This is a genomic window from Micromonospora sp. S4605 (genome assembly GCF_003176715.1).
Lineage (GTDB): Bacteria > Actinomycetota > Actinomycetes > Mycobacteriales > Micromonosporaceae > Micromonospora > Micromonospora echinaurantiaca.
The window spans coordinates 1-17,256 of the sequence record NZ_QGSW01000069.1 but is presented as its reverse complement, the minus strand read 5'-3'; the positions used below and the strand labels follow the sequence as shown (position 1 = coordinate 17,256).

Below are 17,256 nucleotides of genomic sequence, written 5' to 3'. Positions count from 1 at the left end.
GTGTATAAGAGACAGGGTCAGCGGTCAGCGGAGGGAGGCGCGGGCGGAGAAGGCGATGCTGGCCAGCAGGAAGCCGCCGTTGACCACGGTGAAGGCGACGATCACCCAGAACGCCAGGGCGGGGGCGAACAGCAGCACCAGCGCGGCCACGAAGATCACTGCGCCGTAGTCGCGGACCAGCTTCACCAGGCGTACCGGCAGCGAGGTCGAGGTGACCATGCTCGCCGCGTTCGGGCCGGCCTGCATCACCGAGGTGACCAGGTTGACCATCCAGGTGCCGGCGAAGACCGCCACCAGCCAGGCCGGGGTCGACGGCCGCTGCGCCACCGCGGTCGCCGCCAGCGCGGCCACCAGGGCGATCTGCGCCGCCACGTCGCAGAGCACGTCGACCCGGGCGCCGGCCGCGCTGCCCTGCCCGGTCACCCGGGCCAACTGCCCGTCGGCGCAGTCCAGGGCGTACGCGACCTGCCAGCCGACCAGCGCGAGCAGCCCGACCACCCAGGCCGGTACGTCCCCGGCGGCGACCGGCCCGGCGAGCGCCACCACGGTCACCGAGGTGGCCAGGCCGAGCACCAGGTTGGTCATGGTCAGCGCGGTGGGGCGCAGCCCGAGCCGCTGGGCGACGAGCGCGAACACCGCGCCCAGCCACTGGCTGATCGATTCGCTGAACAGGCCGCCACCCCGGTTCACCCGGTGGAAGTCGGCGACGGTGGGGCGGGGCTCAGCCAAGCTGGTCGCGGATTGCACCGGCGTAGTCTGCCAGCCGTTCCCGCGTCTCGGTAGGCGTCATCGCGAGGTGTTCGAGGATGGTGTAGCGGTCCGGCCGGGTGGCCGGCGCGAACTGCACCGCCTCGGCGAACTGCTCGTCGGTCAGGCCCAGCTCGGTCGGCGTGGTGGCCAGGCCGTGCCGGTGCAGGCAGCGGGCGAGCCGGCCGAACCGGTCCAGATCCCCGCGCAGGAAGGTGCAGAAGAGGGCACCGAGCCCCACCTGCTCACCGTGCGAGCCGGTGCCCGGATAGAGCCGGTCGATCGCGTGCGAGATCTCATGGTCGCCGCCGCTGGCGGGGCGGGTCGACCCGCACACCGAGCTGGCGATGCCGCCCAGGATCAGCGCCTCGGCCAGCGTGGTGAGGAAGCCGTCGTCGGTGATCTTGCCGGGGTGGTTGAGCAGGGCCTCGGCGCCGGTACGGGCCAGCGTCACGGCCAGCCCGTCGATCGGCTCGCCGCGCACCTCGTGGGCGAGTTCCCAGTCGGCGCAGGCGTTCAGGTTGCTCACCGCGTCGCCGATGCCGGCCTGGGTCTGCCGGTCCGGGCCGGTCTCCACGAAGTCGAGGTCGACCATGACCGCGATCGGGATGTGCACCCCGTAGGAACCCTTGCCGCCCTCGTGGTCGAGCGAGGCGGTGGGGGAGGCGATGCCGTCGTTGGCCAGGCTGGTCGCCACGGTCACCATCGGGATGCCGTACCGGGTGGCCGCGTACTTGGCGGTGTCGATGGTCTTGCCGCCGCCGATGCCGACCACCGCGTCGTACTGGCGGCGGCGCAGCCGGTCGCCGAGTTCGTTGGCGGCGTCGATGGTGCCGCCGGCGACCGTGAACACGTCGGCCGCGCCGAGCGACGGCCGGCACAGCTCGACGATCTTCTCGCCCTGACCGGGGCCGACCACCACGGCGACGTCGCCACCGGCGGAAATCCGCCGGTCGGCCAGGAGCGGGCCCAGGTCGGCCACCGCACCCCGCCGGACCTCGATCGCCAGCGGGGTGTTGACCGTACGGGCTAGTAGCGGCACGCGATCTCCCGCGCCCGGGCCAGGTCGGCGTGGTTGTCCACCTCGACCCAGGAGACGTCCCCGATCGGCGCGGCCCGCACCTCGCCACCCCGGTCGGCGAACTCCTGGTAGCCGTCCTCGTAGTAGAGGTTCGGGTCCCGCCGCCAGGTGGCCTCCAGCGCGTCGGCCAGGGCGTCGGCCACCTGCGGCTCGATCAGCGTCGCGCCGATGTACTCGCCGTACGCCTCACCCGGGTCCATGATCTTGGTGATCCGGGTGAGCTGGCCGGCCGCGTCGAAGGTGGTCTTCATCTCCTCCTCGGCCAGCGCCTTGATCGTGTCGATCGCCAGCAGGATGCCCGGCCCGCGCTCGGCCAGCAGCGTCTTCTCCACGCTCACCGGGTGCACGGTGTCGCCGTTGACCAGCAGCACACCCCGGGAGAAGTGCTCCCGGGCCAGCCAGAGCGAGTAGGCGTTGTTCCACTCCTCGGCCTTGTCGTTGTGCACCAGGGTGAGCGTGACGCCGTACCGCTTCTCCAGGTCGGCCTGCCGCTCGCGGACCGCGTCCGCCGCGTAACCGACCACGATCACGATCTCGGTGAGCCCCACCTCGGCGAGGTTGCGCAGCGCGATGTCCAGGATGGTGGTGTCACCGTCCACCGGCACCAGCGCCTTGGGCAGGGTGTCGGTGTACGGGCGCAGCCGGCGCCCCGCCCCGGCCGCGAGCACCATCCCGATCATTCCTGCGTCCTCCCTCGTACGACTCCCGGTCACCGGTGGAGGATAGCGCCGTGTGACGGGGCGACCGTGGCCAACCGGGGCAGCGGCGCCCGGCCCGGGGGTCTGCCGGCCGCCGCTCAGCCGGGCAGGGCCGCCAGGTCGGCGAGCATGGTCAGCCGCTCGTCGGCGGTCAGCACCAGGTAGGGCGGGGCGGCGCGGCGGTCGGTCTCCAGCTCGATGGCGAGCCGCTCCGGCCCGGCCGGCAGGGCGGCCACGCTCGACGCGGTGTGCCCGGCGGCGGTCCACGCGGCGGCGTGCGCGTCGGCCCGGTGGTAGCGCAGCGTGCCGAGCCGGTTGAGCAGCAGCACCCCGGGCGGGGTGCCGTCCGGCTCGTACGGCGGCGCCATCGTGGCGAACGCCTCGCCGGTGCCGTCCCCCTCCTCCTCGGCGTGGACCAGCGCGTACGTCAGCGACCGGCCGAGCGCCTCCACCAGCCGGGCCACCCGCTCCTCGTGCCCGGCCCAGAGCTCCTCGGTGACCTCGCCGTGCACCTGCCACAGCTCGGCCAGGAAGGCCGCGCCGCGGTCGGTGGCGGAGAGCCCGCCGTCCGGCCGGCGGTGGATCATCCCGTACGCGACATGCTTGTCCAGCGCCCGCTGGCAGGCCGCCGGGTCGCGGTAGCGGGTGACGGCGGCGAACCCCGCGCCGGCCACGCTGCCGCCGGGCACCGCGAGCCGGGTGCGGAACTCCACCAGGAACCCGGTCGCGGCGGGCCCGCCGTAACGCTGGCTGAGTTCGGCGCCGCCGCCGTCGCGGCCGGCCAGCATGGCGGCGACGAAGACCCGGTCGACCGCCGGGGCCACCAGCCCGGCGAACCGGTGCGGCGGCAGCTCGACGGAGTCGCTCACAGACCGATCGAGCGCAGGGCGGCGAAGGCCTCCTCGGCGATCCGCCGGATCAACCCGTCGTTGACGTCGCGGTGCTCGTCGAGCACGGCCAGCTCGTCGGCGCGCAGCCAGCGGAACTCGGTGTGCTTGCCCGCCTCCAGCCGGGGCCGGGCCAGGTCGCCGTCCACCCGGACCAGCCAGTCGCTCTCCACCCGGGGCAGGCCGTCGTCGCCGACGTAGCGGTACTCGCCGACCGGGCCGAGCACGTGCGAGACGGTCCAGCCGGTCTCCTCGGTCACCTCGCGGCGCAACGCGTCGTCGACGTCCTCGCCGGGCTCCAGGTGACCCCCGACGATGTCCCAGCAGTTGGGAAAGAGGCGCCGGTCGGCGGACCGCCGCTGGAAGAAGAGGCGGCCGTCGTCGTCGACGATCAGGGCGCCGGCGCAGCGCAGGGGCTCGGTGGACACGCCACGACAGTAGCGAGCCGTCGCGCCCGGCGGCGATGCCCGGTCTTGTCCCGGAAACATCCGGGGTCCACGATGTCCGTACCGGGTGCCACCGTCCCACAGGGGTGATGCGTGATGCAGGTTCGGGAAGCGATGTCCAGCCAGGTTCTCGTGGTCGGCCCGGAGCACACGCTCCGGCAGGCGGCCCGGATGATGACGGCCCGCGGTGTCGGGTCGGCGGTCGTGATCGACCCGGACTCCGAAGGGGTCGGGATCATGACGGAACGTGACGTGCTGAAGGCGATCGGAGCCGGGCTGGACTGCGACGTCGAGCGGACCGGTGAGCACCTGACCTGGGACGTGGTCTACGCCGGGCCGGACTGGACGGTGGAGGAGGCGGCCGCCGCGATGGCCCGGGGCGGGTTCCGGCACCTGGTGGTGCTGGACGGCCGCGAGGTGGCCGGAGTCATCTCGGTCCGGGACATCATGCGGGTCTGGGCAGGCAGCCGGATGGTCGGCACCGGCTGAGCCGCGGCTCGGCCCGGCGGGCGCGCGGAGGGGCCGGTCCCGGCAGGCGCAGCACGACCCGCTCGGCCTTCCGGTCCGACTTGCCGGCCACCGGTTGACGCAGGTCACCCGACCCGGTGGCTCAGGATGCGGACATCGCCGTGCCGTCCGCGCGCACCCCGCCGCCGCCCGTACGCTGAACAGCCATGACCGCCGAGCAGCTGATCTCCTTCGCCCGTGGCGCTCCCTCGTTGGACATCGTCGATGTCGAGGGGCTCAAGGCCGCCGCCGTCCGCGCGTTCGACGCCGATCCCGCCGGGGTGACGGCGTACGGCACCTCCGTCGGCTACCTCCCGCTGCGCGAGTGGATCGCCGCGAAGCACGGGGTGCGGCCCGAGCAGGTGCTGGTGACCAACGGCTCGTTGCAGGCCGACGCGTTCCTCTTCGACCACCTGGTGCGTCCCGGTGACGCGGTGGTGGTCGAGCGGCCGACGTACGACCGGACCCTGCTCAACCTCAAGCGGATGGGCAGCGAGTTGCACGGCGTCACCATCCAGCCGGACGGCCTGGACACCGCCGAGCTGCGCAAGCTGCTGGAGTCGGGGGTGCGCCCGCGACTGGCCCACGTGATCCCGAACTACCAGAACCCGGCCGGCGTGACGCTCTCCCTGGAGAAGCGGCGCGAGCTGCTCGATCTCGCCGCCGAGTACGGGTTCACCATCTTCGAGGACGACCCGTACGCCGACATCCGGTTCCGGGGCGAGCCGCTGCCGTCGATGCTGTCGCTGGACACCCGCAATGTCGTGGTGCACGCCTCCAGCTTCACCAAGACCGTCTGCCCCGGGGTGCGGGTCGGCTACCTGGTCGGGCCGGCGGACCTGATCGCCGACATCGCCAGGAAGGCGACCAGCCTCTACATCTCGCCCGGCATGGTCTCCGAGGCGATCGTGCACCAGTTCTGCGTCTCCGGCGACATCGACCGCTCGATCGAGACGGTCCGCGCCGCGCTCGGCGAGCGGGCCCGGGTGCTCGCCGAGTCGCTGCGCCGGCACATCCCGGAGGCCCGCTTCGTCGAGCCGGACGGCGGCTACTTCCTCTGGATCGAGCTGCCCGAGGACGTGCTGGTCGACCGGCTCGCCCCGGCCGCCGCCGAGCGCGGGGTGGCCGTGGTCAAGGGCAGCGACTTCGTCGTCGAGGGCGGGCAGCACGCCCTCCGGCTGGCGTTCTCGGCGGTCACCGCCGACCGGATCGACGAGGGTGTCCGGCGGCTGGCCGAGGCGGTCGCGGCCGTCCGGAGCTGATTTCTGTCGGGTTTCCGACAGTAAAGCGATACCGGCCGTCCCGGGACTCCCGCCGGGGCGGCCGGCGGCCCACAATGCTGCGAGCGTCATTCACCACCGGTAGCGGAGATCCGTCTCGCGCGAGGCTCCCGCGCCAACCGGCGCGTACCCGGGCCACCGGAGCCGCCGTCACGGTGAGTGGCGTGACCAGCACAATCCCCGCCCCCAAAGGGTGCCGGGTGGGCCGTGTCGTCCTTCACCCCCCGATGCGGCCCGGCCCGCCCGGCGCCACCCCCACCTGATCGTCACGGGCGGTGACCGGCGCGGCGGCGTAACCTGCAAGCCGCAGCGGAGCGTGGGAAGGGGGGCACGATGACGGACCGGGTCGAGCGGGTGGCGCCGCCGAGCGCCGGCCGGGTGCTCAAGCCCCGGGCCTGGGTGGCGCCGGTACGGGCGATGGCCCGCCGCCGGGGCGCCGACGGCGCCCGCGACACCGCCCCGCCCAGCGGCCCCGGCCGCAACGCCGTGGTCGACTGCGCGCTCTACGTCGACGGTCTGCGGCAGCCGGGCGACTGGGACTACGCCGAGGCGCTCCAGGCCGCCCGCGGGGCGGAGCACGGCTTCGTCTGGCTCGGGCTGCACGAGCCGTCGCTGGACGAGATGACCGCCATCGCCGCCACCTACGGCCTGCACGAGTTGGCGGTCGAGGACGCGGTCAAGGCCCAGCAGCGGCCCAAGCTGGAGCTCTTCAACGAGGTGAGCTTCCTGGTGCTGCGCACCGCCCGCTACTGCGAGCACGCCGAGCTGACCGAGACCTCCGAGGTGGTCGAGACCGGCCAGGTGATGCTCTTCATCGGCCCGAACTTCCTGATCAGCGTCCGGCACGGGGACGCCTGCCGGCTCTCACCCGTGCGGGCCGACCTGGAGACCAAGCAGGAACTGCTGCTCCAGGGCCCGTGGGCGGTGGCGTACGCGATCACCGACCGGGTGGTGGACCTCTACCTGGAGGTGGCCGACCGGCTGGAGGACGACCTCGACACGCTGGAGGCCGAGGTCTTCGACCGGCAGTCCAGCGGCCGGATCCAGCGGATCTACCAGATGAAGCGGGAGCTGGTGGAGTTCAAGCGGGCGGTGACCCCGCTGCAACGGCCGCTGATGACGCTCACCTCGCAGATGAACCGGGACGTGCCCAAGGAGGTGCGCCGCTACTTCCGGGACGTGCAGGACCACCTCAGCCGGACCGTCGAGCAGGTCAACTCCTACGACGACCTGCTGAACTCGATCCTCCAGGCGCGGCTGGCCCAGGTGACGGTCGACCAGAACAACGACATGCGCAAGATCGCCGCGTGGGCGGCCATCGCCGCGGTCTGGACCGCCATCGCCGGCATCTACGGGATGAACTTCGACGTCATGCCCGAGCTGCGGATGACGTACGGCTATCCGGTCGTGCTCGCGCTGATGCTCGCCATCTCGCTCGCCCTCTACCGCTGGTTCCGCCGCAACGGCTGGCTCTGACCAGCCTCGCCGCCGGACCGCATCCGGACGCGGAAGCGCCGGCGTCCCGGGGTCATCCCCGTCTCGCCGGCGCGTCCCGCGGTGTCTCCGGTCCGCGGCGCCCTGACCGGTGGGTCAGCGGCGCCCGTTGGTCCGGGCGGTGTTCTTGCTCATCGCCTTGCTCAGGTCGTCGGCCGGCCGGCCGGAGACGTCCCGGGCACCCTCGGCCACCGAGGGGACCTTGTCGGTCGCCTGGATGGTCGGCTGCTTGCCCGCAGCGGTCGTGGCGGCGCTGTCGCCGCCGGCCATCGCCGAGCTGCCGGCCCCGGCCGGGCCGCCGGTCATGCCCGAGCCGCTGGACATGGTGGACGCGTCGGTCACCCCGCTGCCGCCGCCGGTCTTCACCTCGATGGTGTCGACCTCGTCGCGCATCGGCTCCAGCGTGCGGGTCGGGTCGTACTCGGCCCACTCCTGCTGCTCCCGGCGCCGGCGCAGGGCCATCGCGCCGGCCAGGCCGGCGACCGCGCCGGCGGCCAGCAGACCGGTCATCATGGACCCGCGACGGCGGGGCTGCTTCTTCTTCCCACTGATCCGCATGTTCTTCGCCTTGGCCTTCCTGGTCATCGAGCCTGCCTGCCCGGCACCGTCGCGGGCTGCCGCTGCCATCGGTGCGAGGGTGGTGAGGGTGGTCCCCCAGCCGGCCGCGGCGCGGTCGCGCACCTTCGCAGCCGTCGGCGCGACGTAGCCCCGGGCTGCCTGGACCCGGGGTCCGACATGCCCGCCGGCACCCTTCGCGGCGTGGTTGGCCGCCTGCACCAGATGGCTGATGCCCTGGTTCAGCTCGGCCCTGGCGAGCTGCCCTTGGGACTTACGCCGCCCGATTCCAAACACGGTCCCACCTCCTGGGAGTTGTTCCTCCGTCATCCTCCACCTTCGGATGCCTCCGCATGGCCAGATCGGGCACATGGGAGGATCCGCATGGAACTGACCGACAAGTGAGGAGTACCCGTGGCCGAGGCTGTCTACGCCACCTTGCACACCAACGCCGGCCCGATCCGGCTGGAGCTCTTCCCCAACCACGCGCCGAAGACCGTCCGCAACTTCGTCGAGCTGGCGCAGGGCAAGCGCGAATACATCGACCCGCGTACCGGCCAGCCGGGCAGCGGCCCGTACTACGACGGGACCATTTCGCACCGGGTGATCGCCGGCTTCATGATCCAGATGGGCGACCCGACCGGCACCGGCCGCGGCGGGCCGGGCTACAAGTTCGCCGACGAGTTCCACCCGGAGCTGCGCTTCGACCGGCCGTACCTGCTGGCGATGGCGAACGCCGGGCCGGGCACCAACGGCTCGCAGTTCTTCATCACCGTCTCGCCGACGCCGCACCTGAACAACCGGCACACCATCTTCGGTCAGGTCGCCGACGAGGCGTCGGCGAAGGTGGTCGACACGATCGCCAACACCCCGACCGGTCCGAGCGACCGGCCGCTGCAGGACGTGGTCATCGAGCGGGTCGAGATCGAGGGCGGCGAGGGCTGAGCGTCGGCGAGGTACCTTTGCTCGCATGACTGAGCGCTCCGGAGGGCGGGCCCGGCGCGGCCGTACGGGCCCGGACGGGGGGTCGGCGCGGTGAGCGAGTCGCCACCGACCACCCCGGTCTGCTACCGGCACCCGGGCCGGCAGACCTACGTCCGCTGCACCCGCTGCGACCGGCCGATCTGCCCGGACTGCATGCGGGAGGCGTCGGTCGGGCACCAGTGCCCGGAGTGCGTCAACGAGGGGCGCCGTAGCGTGCGGCCGGCGCGTACCGCCTTCGGTGGCGGTGCCGCCGGCCGGCACGGCTACGTGACCCGGGCGCTGATCGCGCTGAACGTGCTGCTGATGCTGCTCTCCATCGCCTCCGACCGGGGCGGGGACGCCGCCGTCGGCGGTTCCGGCTTCGGCGGGCTGCTCGGCGGCAGCACCCCGCTCACCGACTGGGGCTCGGTGCTGGGCGGCGCGATCTTCCCCGACGGCACCGTCGGCGGCATCGCCGAGGGCCAGTGGTACCGCCTGCTCACCGCCATGTTCCTGCACTTCGGCGTGGTCCACCTGCTGCTGAACATGTGGGCGCTCTGGGTGCTCGGCCGGTCGCTGGAGGCCAACCTCGGGCCGCTGCGTTTCCTCTCGCTCTACCTGGTCGCCGGGTTCGGCGGGAACGTCGCGGCCTACCTGTTCAGCGAGCCGAACGTGACCACCGCCGGCGCCTCCACCGCCATCTTCGGGCTCTTCGCCGCGCTCATCGTGATCGAACGCAAGATGGGCCGGGACATCTCCCAGGTCATCCCGATCCTGGTGATCAACCTGGTCTTCACGCTGACGGTGCCGGGCATCTCCATCCCCGGGCACCTGGGCGGTCTGGTGGTCGGCGCGGCGATGGCGCTGGTGCTGGCGTACGCCCCGCGGTCGCGGCGCTCGCTGGTGCAGTTCGCCGGCGGCGCGGTCCTGGTGCTGGCGCTGCTCGGCCTGGCGCTGGTCCGCACCGCCGCCCTGGTCGGCTGACCGCCGGCTCAGCCGCCGGCTCAGCCGCCAGCACGGCCGCGTCGCGCGCTGACCGGCGGTTCAGCCGGGTTGGGCCGACCGCCCGTCGGGGCCTCCGGCACGCCGCTTCGGCCCGGTGGGCGGATCGCGGTTCGCTCAGTCCGCCGGGCGGGCGGCGTGCAGCGCCTCGGCCACCTCGGCCGGCTCGGCGCCCAGGTCGGAGCGGCCGAACAGGTGCAGCGACTCGCCCGCGTCGATCTCCAGGACCTCGGTGGCCAGGCCCAGCCGGCCCCGCCGCTCCACGGTGATCGTCTCCACCGCGGCCCAGGGCAGCCGGCGGCGCCGGGCCCAGCCCTCGATCACCGTGACGCCCTCCGGGTCGACGGCCAGCCGGACCGGGGCGACCACGTCGCGCAACGCCCAGCCGAGCAGTCCGGCCGCGGCCGACCCGGCGAGCACCAGTTGAACCGGGTCTCCCTCGGCGAGGAGCAGCCCGAGCGCCACCAGCGCGAGGGCGCCGGTGGCCTTCAGCACCGGCAGGGCGGCGGGCACCCGCCACTGCCCGGACGACTCTGCTGGCATGCGCCCAGCATGCCAGCGCACCCGGGGGCGGACGACCGCCCCGCCGAGGACGTAGGATCGGGAGCGAGCCAAGTTACCGGGGAGTAGACATGAGTGACGCGGTTATCGTCGGCGCCGTACGCACCCCGGTGGGGCGACGCAAGGGCAGCCTGGCCACGGTGCACCCGGTGGACCTGTCGGCGCACGTGCTGCGCGCCCTGGCCGAGCGCACCGGCATCGACCCGGGGCAGGTCGACGACGTGGTCTGGGGCTGCGTGTCGCAGGTCGGCGAGCAGTCCTGGAACATCGCCCGCAACGGCGTGCTGGCCGCCGGCTGGCCCGAGTCGGTGCCCGGCACCACGCTCGACCGGCAGTGCGGCTCCAGCCAGCAGGCACTGCACTTCGCCGCCGCCACCGTGCTCTCCGGCCAGGCCGACCTGGTGGTCGCCGGTGGCGTGGAGTCGATGACCCGGGTGCCGATGGGCTCCAGCGTGGCCGGCGGGATGCCCTTCAGCGACCAGGTGCGCGACCGCTACCGGGGCGTGGAGGGCTTCGCCGACGAGTCCCCGCTGCCGTTCAACCAGGGCGTCGGTGCCGAGCTGATCGCCCAGCGCTGGCGCTTCTCCCGCACCCAGCTCGACGAGTACGCGCTGGCCAGCCACGAGAAGGCGGCCGCCGCGCAGGACGCCGGCGCGTTTGACGCCGAACTCGCCCCGGTGGCGCTGGCCGACGGCGGCAAGTTCGCCGCCGACGAGGGCATCCGGCGGGACACCTCGCTGGCCAAGCTCGGCGAGCTGGCCACCCCGTTCCGGCCCGACGGCGTGGTCACCGCCGGCTCCGCCTCGCAGATCTCCGACGGCGCGGCGGCGCTCGCCGTCACCACCTCCGAGTGGGCCAGCCGGCACGGCCTGCGCCCGCTGGCCCGGATCCACACCGCCGTGGTCGCCGCCGACGACCCGGTCACCATGCTCACCGCGCCGATCCCGGCCACCGCGAAGGCGCTGCGCCGCGCCGGGTTGGGCATCGAGGAGATCGGGGTGTACGAGGTGAACGAGGCGTTCGCCCCGGTGCCGCTGGCCTGGCTGGCGGAGACCGAGGCGGACCCGGAGCGGCTGAACCCGCGTGGCGGCGCGATCGCGTTGGGCCACCCGTTGGGCGCGTCCGGCGCCCGGATCATGACCACGATGCTCGCCCACATGCGCGACAACGGCATCCGCTACGGCCTGCAGACGATGTGCGAGGGCGGCGGCATGGCCAACGCCACCATCGTCGAGCTGCTCTGACTCCACCACCCGGGCCGGTCGCCGCTCCGGTGGCCGGCCCGCGGCGCTCACCGGCCGGGTCGGCCGGCGAGCCGTAAATGGCCTCGCCCGGTCGCCCGGCCGCGGCCTAGATTGCCGGGCGTGACCGCCGCCTCGACGCCGTACACCGACTGGGCCGACCCGCACTGGCGGGCCACCGCCCTCGACTGGGTGACCGACCAGCTCGGCCGGCACGGCCGCCGGGTGACCGGCCCGGTCGAGCCCCGGATCCGCCCCTGGTCGCTGGTCTGGCGGGTGCCGACCGACGCCGGGGACGCCTGGTTCAAGGCGAACAACCCGGGCACCCGGCACGAGGCGGGGCTGCTCGCACTGCTGGCCCGGCGGACGCCCGGCCGGGTGCTCGACCCGATCGCGGTGGACCCGGCCCGGGGCTGGTCGCTGCTGCCCGACGGCGGCGAGTCGCTGCGTGACGTGCTCGGCCGGGACCGGGACCTGAGCCGCTGGGAGCGGGTGCTGCCCGGCTACGCCGCGCTCCAGCTCGCCCTCGCGTCCCGGGTGGACGAACTGCTCACCGCCGGAGTGCCCGACCACCGGCCCGAGGTGCTGCCCCGGCTCCTCGCCGAGCTGCTCGACGACCGGGCGGCGCTGCTGATCGGCACCGCGGACGGCCTCACCCCGCAGACGTACGACCGGCTGCGCGGGCTGCTACCCGACTACGCCGACCGGTGCCGGCGGCTCGCGGAACTGGGCATCGGGCCGAGCATCCAGCACGACGACCTGCACGACGGCAACGTCTTCGCCGCCGGCGACGGCTACCGCTTCTTCGACTGGGGCGACGCCTCCGTCGCGCACCCGTTCGGCACGCTGCTGGTGACGCTCAACTCGGTCGGTCACGCCTTCGAACTCGCCCCCGGCGACCCGGCGCTGGTCCGGCTGCAGGACGCGTACCTGGAGGCGTGGACCGACCGGTACGACCGGGCCACCCTGCGCGAGGCGGCCGGGCTGGCCATCGGGGTGACCAAGGTGAGCCGCGCACTCTCCTGGCGGCGGGCCCTGGACACCGCCGACCCGGCCACGCGGGCCCGGTACGCCGCCGCGGTACCCGGCTGGCTCGGCGAACTGCTGGAGCCGGACCCGGCCTGACCACCCGCCCGGCCTGACCACCCGACGCGGCCACCGGAGCCGGTCCGACCCCATCCGAGCCGCCTCGCAACCGGCGCCCGGAACCGGGGAGCGCGCCGGCGCAGGCCGCGACCTGCGCGTACGAACTGGACAGTCGGCGGTCGGGCGGGGATGATCCGAACGCGGCGTGCGAGGGTCCCGTACCGATCCGCCGGTCGCGCCGCCTTCCCACCCCGTCGTCAGATCGGGAGACCCTTGACGCTCATCGCCATCCGGCCCGCCCTGCGCCGTACCGCCCGACGGGTCCTCGCCGTGGCCGCGGCCGCCACGCTTCTCGCCAGCGCCGCCGTGGTCGAGCGGCCAGCTCCGGCGGCCGCCGCCGGCTACACCGGCCCGCATCCGGGCACCTTCACCGGCCTGGGCTTCGACACCTGCGCCGCGCCCTCGAACGAGCAGATGAACGCCTGGCTCCAGTCGCCGTACCGGGCGGTGGGCATCTACATCGGCGGGGTCAACCGGGGCTGCGCCCAGGCCAACCTGACGAAGGAGTGGGTCAGCACCCAGCAGGCGGCCGGCTGGCGGTTCTTCCCGCTCTACGTCGGACTCCAAGCGCCCTGCACGACCTACCTGCGCCGGATCGACCCCACCCGGGCCGCCGAGCAGGGCCGCGAGGCGGCCGACGACGCGGCGACCAACGCGGTGAACCTGGGTCTGGCGCCGCGCAGCACCCTCATCCTGGACATCGAGCACTACGAGGGCGACGCGGCCTGCACCGCCGCGGTCGACACCTTCGCCAGCGCCTGGACCACCCGGCTGCACGAACGCGGCTACCTGTCCGGCCTCTACACCTCGGTCGGCTCGTACGGCCTGCGGGACCAGGTGGCGGCCTACTCGCGGCCCGGTTACGCCCGGCCCGACCTGCTCGACTTCGCCCGCTGGGACGGCGTCCAGACGGTGTCGGACCCGGCCATCCCGGAGACCTACTGGGCGCCGAAACGCCGGATGAAGCAGTACCTGGGCGACCACTACGAGACCTGGGGCGGCGTCCGGATCAACATCGACAGCAACTACCTCGACCTGGAACAGCCGGCGTACACGATGGCCGGGACGGCGCAGAAGCGCCGGTACGGCACCGCGACCGGCGGGACCAGCTACCGCTGATCCACTGACGGCGGGCCACCCCGGTCGCTGCCGGGGCGGCCCGCCGTCGCACAGGCGGTGCGACTCCGCGTCGTGGAACTTCCAAAACTGTCGTGTGAGCCGCGTCACTCCCGGATGGCCGTCGTTGGGCAGGGCATGGACGTGTTCTCCCGAACGTTCCTCCCGGCCGCCGCCGAGGCCGGGTTGGCGGCGCAGACCGTCACCCGGCACATGCCGATCTTCCGTCGCTGCGTCGGCTCCGGCGACGCGACCATCCTGGTCAGTCGGTGCAACCGCCCGGACCGCCCGATGGCGGGCGAGTACCTGTTGCTGCTGACCCACCGTCGGCTGGTCGTCACCCAGCAGACCCGGGTGCTGCACCGGCTGCACCTGCACCTCAACACCGAACTGCGCGAGCTGAGCAACGTCACCTGGAGCCCCGACCCCCGGCTGCACTCGGTCGAGTTGGCCGCCACCGCCATCGACGGGATCCGCGAGCGGTTCGTCATCCGGACCCAGCACCCGAAGCAGGTGTGGCAGCTCGACGCCCTGCTCAACCACGCCTTCCGGACCCGGCTGCGCAGCGCCCGGGAGCGGATCGTGGCGACCATCGGCGAGGCTTCGGCCACCGCCCGGCCGGCCACCCTCCGGCCCGCCACGGTCCGCTGACCACCGGCCGGGGCGGCCCGCCCCGGCGTGTCCTTACCGAATCCGAACATCCGCCGGCGTCCGCACCGCTGCCCCGGTCGGCAATCATGGGCCGGTGACCGTCGACGCCCAGCCGCGCGGGCTCGTCCTCGTGGTCGAGGACGAGCCGGCCATCGCCGACCTGGTCCGGCTCTACCTCAGCCGGGACGGGTTCGGCGTACACCTGGAGCGGGACGGGGCGGCCGGACTGGCCGCCGCCCGCCGGCTGCGCCCGGTGGCCTGCGTGCTCGACATCGCACTGCCCGGCCTGACCGGCACCGAGGTCTGCCGGCGGCTGCGCGAGGCCGGCGACTGGACGCCGGTCATCTTCCTCACCGCCCGCGACGACGAGGTCGACCGGGTCGTCGGCCTGGAACTGGGCGCGGACGACTACGTCACCAAGCCGTTCAGCCCGCGCGAACTGGTCGCCCGGGTGCGGGCGGTGCTGCGCCGCACGGCCGGACCGCCCGAGGTGGACCGGCCCCGGGTGGTCGGCCAGGTCACCCTCGATCCGGTCCGCCGGACGGTGGCCGTCGCGGGCGCCCCGGTCCAGCTGACCACCACCGAGTTCGACCTGCTCGCCCATCTGATGGCCCGGCCCGGGCGGGTGTTCACCCGGGAGGAGCTGCTGGCCGCGGTCTGGGGCTACGCGGCGCACGCCGGCACCCGGACCGTCGACGTGCACGTGGCGCAGGTCCGGGCGAAGCTCGGTGGCGCCAGCGTGATCCGTACCCACCGGGGCGTGGGGTACGCCGCCGATGGCTGAGCCGACCCTCGCGCTGCCGGTGGTCGGCCCGCCGCCGGCCCCGCCGCGCCGCCGGTTCGGCCGTACGCTGACCACCCGCGCGGTGCTGGTCACCTGCGCGGTCGCCCTGGTCTCGGTGCTGGTCACCGCGATCGTCGCGGTGCCGGTGGCGGTGCGCGGCGTCGAGCGGCGGGACCAGGAGGCGCTGGCCGCCCAGGCCCGGCTGGCCGCCGAGGTGCTGCGCCCCCGGCTGATGACCGGTCGCACCGCCGACGAGGAACGGCTGCTGCGCCAACTGCGCGTGCAGGGCATCGACGCGTACCTGATCCGGCGGGGCGTGCCGGACCGGGCCGGGCTGCCGCCCCGGGTGGTGCAGCGGATCGCCGAGGGGCGCAACGTCTCGACCCGCCGGCCGGTCGACGGCCGCCGCACGCTGGTCGAGGGGCGCGCGCTGCCCGGCGGCAACGGGGTGGTGCTGACCCGCCGGGTCAGCGCCCCGTGGCGGGAGGTGCTGCCCAGCCTCTGGCTTCCGCTGCTCGCCGGGCTCGGCGCCGGCGTGGTGGCCGGGCTGCTGCTGGCCCGCCTGCTGGCCCGGCCGGTCCGGCGGGCCGCCGAGGCCGCCGCGCGGCTGCGCGCCGGGGACCGGACGGTACGGGTGCCGGTGGAGCCGCCGGACGAGACGGCCGACCTGGCGTACGCGTTGAACGGGCTGGCCGCCGCGCTGGCCACCAGCGAGGGTCGGCAGCGGGAGTTCCTGCTCTCCGTCTCGCACGAGCTGCGCACCCCGCTGACCGCGATCCGCGGCTACGCCGAGGCGCTCGTCGACGGCGTGATCCCGCCGGACGACACGGCCGGCACCGGGCGGACCCTGCTCGCTGAGGCGGAACACCTGGACCGGCTGGTCAGCGACCTGCTGGCGCTGGCCCGGCTGGAGGCGGCCGACTTTCCGCTGGAACCGGCGCCGGTCGACCTGACCCGGTTGGCCGCCGACGCGGAGCGGACCTGGGCCGGCCGCTGCGCGGCGGTCGGGGTCACCTTCCGGGTGGAGATGCCGGACCGGCCGGTGCCCGCGTACACCGATCCGGGCCGGATCCGGCAGGTGGTCGACGGGCTGCTGGAGAACGCGCTGCGGGTCGTACCGCCGGGGGCGCCGGTGGTGCTCGCGGTCCGCCCGGCGGGCGCGGACCCGGCCGCCGGCGGGGTGGTCGAGGTCCGCGACGGCGGGCCCGGCTTCACCGACGACGACCTGGCGGTGGCCTTCGAGCGCGGCGCGCTGCACCAGCGGTACCGCGGTGTGCGCAAGGTGGGCAGCGGGCTGGGGCTGGCGCTCGCCGCCGGCCTGGTCCGCCGGCTCGGCGGGGAGATCGTGGCGGGGCACGCCCCGGAGGGCGGCGCGGCCTTCACCGTCCGGCTACCGCCGGATCCTTACCCGGCTCGAACATCGGCCTGACGCTCCGCTCGCCGACGCGCGGCAGGCTGGCAGCACCACGGACGAGAGGAAGACTCATGGCACGTTGGGGAATCGCCGCCACCACGCTGCTGGCGGCCGCCACGCTCGGCGTCACCGGCTGCGGCGCCGACCAGGTGGGCGGCCAGCCGGTCCGGGAGACGGCCGTCGAGGTCGCCGCCGCCATGGGCGCGGAGGGGCAGGCGCTCGCCGCGCTCGGCTTCGACGCCGGCGACCTGGAGGTGGACACCCTGGCCGCGCCCGCGTCGCCGTCCGCGACCGGGGAGAAGCCGCGGCGCGAGCGCGGTGAGGAGTGGCGCGAGCGCCGCAAGGCCCGGGTGCTGCTGCGCCGCAACACCCTGCACGGCGAGGCCGTGGTGCAGACCAAGGACGGTACGAAGACGGTCGCCGTGCAGCGCGGCGAGGTGACCGCGATCGACGGCGACTCGATGACCGTGAAATCCACCGACGGCTTCACCATGACCTGGACCTTCGGCGACAAGCTGCGCGTCGTCGAGCGCCGCACCACCATCCAGTCCACCGACATCAAGGTCGGCACCACCGTCGGCGTGGCCGGCGCCAAGGACGGCGACAACGGGGTGGCCCGCCTGATCGTCGTCCCGGTCAAGCAGACGTAGGCCCGCCGCCCGCCGCCCGCCGCCCAGGGCCGC

Annotated in this window: 19 protein-coding genes; 12 read left to right on the top strand and 7 right to left on the bottom strand. The window is 74.1% G+C overall.

Annotated elements, in window-relative coordinates; translation table 11 throughout:
- Positions 1-24: 24 nt before the first annotated feature.
- From DLJ47_RS03855 to DLJ47_RS03835, 5 genes are all read right to left on the bottom strand, one after another.
- A complete protein-coding gene (locus DLJ47_RS03855) occupies positions 25-747 on the bottom strand; it encodes a CDP-alcohol phosphatidyltransferase family protein (RefSeq protein WP_109898725.1) in 723 nt (240 codons plus the stop codon).
- The gene (locus tag DLJ47_RS03850; RefSeq protein WP_088996584.1) at positions 722-1,789 is read right to left on the bottom strand and encodes an iron-containing alcohol dehydrogenase family protein; all 1,068 of its coding nucleotides are present in this window, start codon (positions 1,787-1,789) and stop codon (positions 722-724) included. Before DLJ47_RS03850 ends, DLJ47_RS03855 begins: the two co-directional genes overlap by 26 nt.
- Positions 1,777-2,508, bottom strand: a complete 732-nt coding sequence (locus DLJ47_RS03845; protein ID WP_088996583.1) for a phosphocholine cytidylyltransferase family protein — start codon at positions 2,506-2,508, stop codon at positions 1,777-1,779. Before DLJ47_RS03845 ends, DLJ47_RS03850 begins: the two co-directional genes overlap by 13 nt.
- Before the next feature lie 116 nt (positions 2,509-2,624).
- Positions 2,625-3,395: a hypothetical protein gene (locus DLJ47_RS03840; RefSeq protein WP_109898724.1), complete on the bottom strand. Its 771-nt coding sequence runs from the start codon at positions 3,393-3,395 to the stop codon at positions 2,625-2,627.
- Positions 3,392-3,841 (bottom strand): NUDIX domain-containing protein, encoded by a 450-nt coding sequence (locus tag DLJ47_RS03835; protein ID WP_109898723.1) that lies wholly within the window; start codon positions 3,839-3,841, stop codon positions 3,392-3,394. Before DLJ47_RS03835 ends, DLJ47_RS03840 begins: the two co-directional genes overlap by 4 nt.
- Positions 3,842-3,955: 114 nt before the next feature.
- Here DLJ47_RS03835 and DLJ47_RS03830 point away from each other — a divergent pair, with 114 nt between their 5' ends.
- The 3 genes from DLJ47_RS03830 (at position 3,956) to corA (ending at position 7,122) form a co-directional block, all read left to right on the top strand.
- Positions 3,956-4,348, top strand: a complete 393-nt coding sequence (locus tag DLJ47_RS03830) for a CBS domain-containing protein (RefSeq protein WP_088996580.1) — start codon at positions 3,956-3,958, stop codon at positions 4,346-4,348.
- A 185-nt stretch (positions 4,349-4,533) separates the two neighbouring features.
- Complete coding sequence (locus tag DLJ47_RS03825; protein ID WP_109898722.1) at positions 4,534-5,628, top strand: aminotransferase-like domain-containing protein; 1,095 nt, start codon at positions 4,534-4,536, stop codon at positions 5,626-5,628.
- Between the two features lie 351 nt (positions 5,629-5,979).
- Positions 5,980-7,122 carry a magnesium/cobalt transporter CorA gene (gene corA, locus DLJ47_RS03820; RefSeq protein ID WP_109898721.1) on the top strand — a complete coding sequence of 381 codons (1,143 nt, stop codon included), beginning with the start codon at positions 5,980-5,982 and terminating at the stop codon, positions 7,120-7,122.
- 114 nt (positions 7,123-7,236) lie between these two features.
- On the opposite strand, the gene DLJ47_RS03815 is transcribed toward corA, so the two are convergent.
- Entirely contained in the window at positions 7,237-8,025 is a 789-nt protein-coding gene (locus DLJ47_RS03815; RefSeq protein WP_109898720.1) for a hypothetical protein, read from the bottom strand.
- Between the two features lie 84 nt (positions 8,026-8,109).
- Here DLJ47_RS03815 and DLJ47_RS03810 point away from each other — a divergent pair, with 84 nt between their 5' ends.
- Together DLJ47_RS03810 and DLJ47_RS03805 are read left to right on the top strand one after the other, a co-directional pair.
- On the top strand, positions 8,110-8,640 hold the full coding sequence (locus tag DLJ47_RS03810; protein WP_109898719.1) for a peptidylprolyl isomerase: 531 nt from the start codon (positions 8,110-8,112) through the stop codon (positions 8,638-8,640).
- A 90-nt stretch (positions 8,641-8,730) separates the two neighbouring features.
- The gene (locus DLJ47_RS03805; RefSeq protein WP_109898718.1) at positions 8,731-9,642 is read left to right on the top strand and encodes a rhomboid family intramembrane serine protease; all 912 of its coding nucleotides are present in this window, start codon (positions 8,731-8,733) and stop codon (positions 9,640-9,642) included.
- A gap of 135 nt (positions 9,643-9,777) precedes the next feature.
- Here the strand turns inward: DLJ47_RS03805 and DLJ47_RS03800 are convergent, their stop codons facing one another.
- The gene (locus tag DLJ47_RS03800) at positions 9,778-10,203 is read right to left on the bottom strand and encodes a PH domain-containing protein (protein WP_109898717.1); all 426 of its coding nucleotides are present in this window, start codon (positions 10,201-10,203) and stop codon (positions 9,778-9,780) included.
- An 89-nt stretch (positions 10,204-10,292) separates the two neighbouring features.
- Here DLJ47_RS03800 and DLJ47_RS03795 point away from each other — a divergent pair, with 89 nt between their 5' ends.
- The 7 genes from DLJ47_RS03795 (at position 10,293) to DLJ47_RS03765 (ending at position 17,223) form a co-directional block, all read left to right on the top strand.
- A complete protein-coding gene (locus DLJ47_RS03795; protein ID WP_088996573.1) occupies positions 10,293-11,465 on the top strand; it encodes a thiolase family protein in 1,173 nt (390 codons plus the stop codon).
- A 120-nt stretch (positions 11,466-11,585) separates the two neighbouring features.
- Positions 11,586-12,587, top strand: coding sequence for a phosphotransferase (locus DLJ47_RS03790; protein ID WP_109898716.1), 1,002 nt, complete (start codon positions 11,586-11,588; stop codon positions 12,585-12,587).
- Between the two features lie 234 nt (positions 12,588-12,821).
- Complete coding sequence (locus DLJ47_RS03785) at positions 12,822-13,727, top strand: DUF1906 domain-containing protein (RefSeq protein ID WP_158289770.1); 906 nt, start codon at positions 12,822-12,824, stop codon at positions 13,725-13,727.
- A 135-nt stretch (positions 13,728-13,862) separates the two neighbouring features.
- Entirely contained in the window at positions 13,863-14,375 is a 513-nt protein-coding gene (locus tag DLJ47_RS03780; protein ID WP_109898714.1) for a hypothetical protein, read from the top strand.
- A gap of 94 nt (positions 14,376-14,469) precedes the next feature.
- Entirely contained in the window at positions 14,470-15,159 is a 690-nt protein-coding gene (locus DLJ47_RS03775) for a response regulator transcription factor (protein ID WP_109898713.1), read from the top strand.
- Positions 15,152-16,588, top strand: coding sequence for a sensor histidine kinase (locus DLJ47_RS03770; protein WP_109898712.1), 1,437 nt, complete (start codon positions 15,152-15,154; stop codon positions 16,586-16,588). Before DLJ47_RS03775 ends, DLJ47_RS03770 begins: the two co-directional genes overlap by 8 nt.
- Before the next feature lie 56 nt (positions 16,589-16,644).
- Positions 16,645-17,223 (top strand): hypothetical protein, encoded by a 579-nt coding sequence (locus DLJ47_RS03765; protein ID WP_109898711.1) that lies wholly within the window; start codon positions 16,645-16,647, stop codon positions 17,221-17,223.
- Positions 17,224-17,256 lie beyond the last annotated feature (33 nt).